The organism is Bradyrhizobium sp., assembly GCF_035484855.1.
Classification (GTDB): domain Bacteria; phylum Pseudomonadota; class Alphaproteobacteria; order Rhizobiales; family Xanthobacteraceae; genus Bradyrhizobium.
In genome coordinates this window covers 1-2,869 of sequence record NZ_DATHOP010000100.1, presented here as the reverse complement: position 1 = coordinate 2,869, position 2,869 = coordinate 1, and the positions used below count along the sequence as shown (strand labels likewise).

Genomic DNA, 2,869 nt, shown 5'->3' with positions numbered 1-2,869 from the left:
GTCACGCCCCAGATGATGAGCTGCTTATAGGACAGCGCGACCGAAAAGCCGCCGCCGTTGAGCAAAGTGAAATCGCCGCGCACCATCGGCGGGATCGATTTGTTGCGCGGGCCCTGCGCGACCTGGACGAAATTCGACAGGAAGATCGACATGCCGATCGCCGAGATCAGCGGCGCCAGGCGAAACGAGCCGCGCAGCGGCCGATAGGCGACGCGCTCGATGGTCCAGTTCACCAAAGCGGTGAACAGCATGGAGACGATCAGCACGATGAACAGCGCGAGCGCGATCGAGGTGATGCCGAGCCATGTCGTCAGGATCAGGAAGGCGATCAGCGCGATGAAGGCCGACACCATGAACACGTCGCCATGGGCGAAGTTCACCATGCCGATGATGCCGTAGACCATCGTATAGCCGATGGCGATCAGGCCGTAGATCGAACCGAGCGTGATGCCGTTGATGAGCTGCTGGACGAAATAGTCCATGCGTCCGCGCGCCTTTCGATTCCGGCAATGTTCCCCGTCGAGGACAGTAACAGCGGCGCGGAGGCGCAGCAACGCCGCGGCGCAGCGGCCGCAACGCGAAACGTTGCAGCGAGGAAGGGCGGTTAGCGGTCGGCGGACGCGGGCAGGGGGCCGAGATGGATGCCGCACTCGGTCTTGCCAAGTCCGCTCCAGCGGCCGTCGCGGATCGAGCCGTCAACGGACGGCTTGTGCGTGCAAGGCACGCAGCCGATCGAGGTGAAGCCGAGCGATTCCAGCGGATGCCTTGGCAATTTGGCCGTCGCGAAGACGGCGTTGAGCTCGGGCCGCGACAGGCGGGCGAGCGGATTGAATTTCAGCCGCCGACCGTCTTCCTCGACGATCGGCAGTGCCGCGCGGTCGCCACCGTGGTAGCGCTTGCGGCCGCTCATCCAGCCGTCGAAACCGGCGAGCTCAGCGGCAAGCGGGGCGACTTTGCGGATTTCGCAGCAGGCGTCGCGGTCGCGGAAGGCCAGATCGCGCTTGGGATCGCGGATCGCGAGCGCGCTCGGCGATGGTGTCACGGTGCGCACATCGGTGAGCCCGAGACGGGCGGTGAGCGCGTCACGATAGGCCAGCGTTTCTTTGAACAGCCATTGCGTGTCGAGAAACAATACCGGCAAGGACGGATCGACTTCGGCGACGAATTTCAGCAGCACCGCGGATTCGGCGCCGAACGACGACACCACCGCCATCCGGCCGGGCGCGAAGCGGATTGCAGCCTCGACGATGTCGCGCGGGCTCGCCTGCGCGAGCTCGGCCTCGAGCGCGGCCACGTTGAACCGCCGCGGCGGCGCGGCCGCCGGTATCGTCTCCGGGTTCTCGGGGTCTATGAACATCTGTGAAATGGCCGAATTGCCGCGCTTCCTAGAAGGATTTTCTATATAAAGGGGCGCAGCAAACCCTTAAAGGGAATGGATTTTCATATTGAGCAGCGAGCCAGCGATGACGTTCTGCGGCGGGCAGCGGCGGTGGCATCAGCGTTTCGGCGCCTCGATTGGCAGCCACGCGCCGGCAAGCATTGCCTGCCCACCGGCACGGAGGTACGCCAGCGAGGACAGGGTGGGCGGGAAAAAATCTGAGGAAACGGCCGGATGAAATCCGAAGACGCGATCGGGACCAAGGGACGGCCATTCACCGGCGCGGAATATCTCGAGAGCCTGCGCGACGGGCGAGAGGTCTATGTCTATGGCGAGCGGGTCAAGGACGTCACGACGCATCCCGCCTTCCGCAATGCCGCGCGCTCGATCGCACGCCTCTACGACGCGCTGCATGATGCCAAGACCAAAGCGGTTTTGACCTCGCCGACCGATACCGGCTCTGGCGGCTACACCCACAAATTCTTCCGCGCCGCGCACTCGCGCGAGGATCTCCTCGGCCAGCGCGATGCCATCGCGCAATGGGCGCGCATGTCCTACGGCTGGATGGGCCGTTCGCCGGACTACAAGGCGTCGCTGATGAACACGCTCGGCGCCAATTTCGACTTCTACGGCAAGTTCTCCGACAACGCCAAGGCGTGGTACCGCCGCGCCCAGGAAAACGTGCTGTTCATGAACCACGCCATCGTCAATCCGCCGGTCGATCGTTCGCGGCCGGTCGATCAGGTCAAGGACGTCTTCATCACCATCCAGAAAGACACCGATGCCGGGATCTATATATCGGGCGCCAAAGTGGTGGCGACCTCATCGGCGCTGACGCATTACAATTTCCTCGGCCAGAATGCCGCGGTGCCGCTGCACGATACTGACTTGGCGGTGATGTTCATCGCGCCGATGAGCGCGCCCGGCGTAAAACTGTTCTGCCGCACGTCTTATGAGATGACGGCGAGCGTCATGGGCACGCCGTTCGACTATCCGCTGTCGTCGCGGTTCGACGAGAATGACGCGATCTTCGTCTTCGATAATGTCTTCATCCCCTGGGAAGACGTGCTGCTGCACCGCGACCTCGAGAAGCTGAAAGTTTTTTTCCCGCAATCGGGCTTCCTCGCCGGCTATCAGTTCCAGGGCTGCACGCGGCTTGCAGTGAAGCTCGATTTCATGGCCGGCGTGATCGCTAAAGCGCTGCATGCGGCGGGATCCGACGAATTTCGCGGCAATCAGGCGATGCTCGGCGAGATCATCGCCTGGCGCCATCTGTTCTGGTCCTTGACCGAGGCGATGGCGATGAATCCGACGGACTGGGTGAACGGCGCGGTATTGCCGAACTACCAATCCGGCTCGAGCTATCGGGTCTTTGCCGGCGACGCTTACGGGCGGGTCAAGGAGATCGTGGAAAAGATCGTCGCCTCGTCGCTGATCTATCTGCCGTCGTCGGCCAAGGATTTCAAAAATCCGGCGATCGACCGTTACCTG

3 protein-coding genes are annotated in these 2,869 nt (G+C 62.9%); 1 reads left to right on the top strand and 2 read right to left on the bottom strand.

Translation table 11 applies throughout. The features are described 5' to 3' along the window. Both VK804_RS11715 and VK804_RS11710 read right to left on the bottom strand, forming a co-directional pair. A partial coding sequence (locus VK804_RS11715) for an ABC transporter permease subunit (protein WP_414642761.1) occupies positions 1-482 on the bottom strand: 482 nt, incomplete at its 3' end. A gap of 122 nt (positions 483-604) precedes the next feature. Next, a complete protein-coding gene (locus VK804_RS11710) occupies positions 605-1,357 on the bottom strand; it encodes a phosphoadenylyl-sulfate reductase (protein WP_325370974.1) in 753 nt (250 codons plus the stop codon). Between the two features lie 255 nt (positions 1,358-1,612). Between VK804_RS11710 and VK804_RS11705 the strand changes: the two genes are divergently transcribed. Next, positions 1,613-2,869: 4-hydroxyphenylacetate 3-hydroxylase N-terminal domain-containing protein (locus VK804_RS11705; RefSeq protein WP_325370973.1), on the top strand; the 1,257-nt coding region annotated here is incomplete at its 3' end.

Bases quoted from the DNA above. Each gene is read 5' to 3' on its own strand.
- VK804_RS11710 (WP_325370974.1), bottom strand. From the start codon at position 1,357: ATGTTCATAGACCCCGAGAACCCGGAGACGATACCGGCGGCCGCGCCG.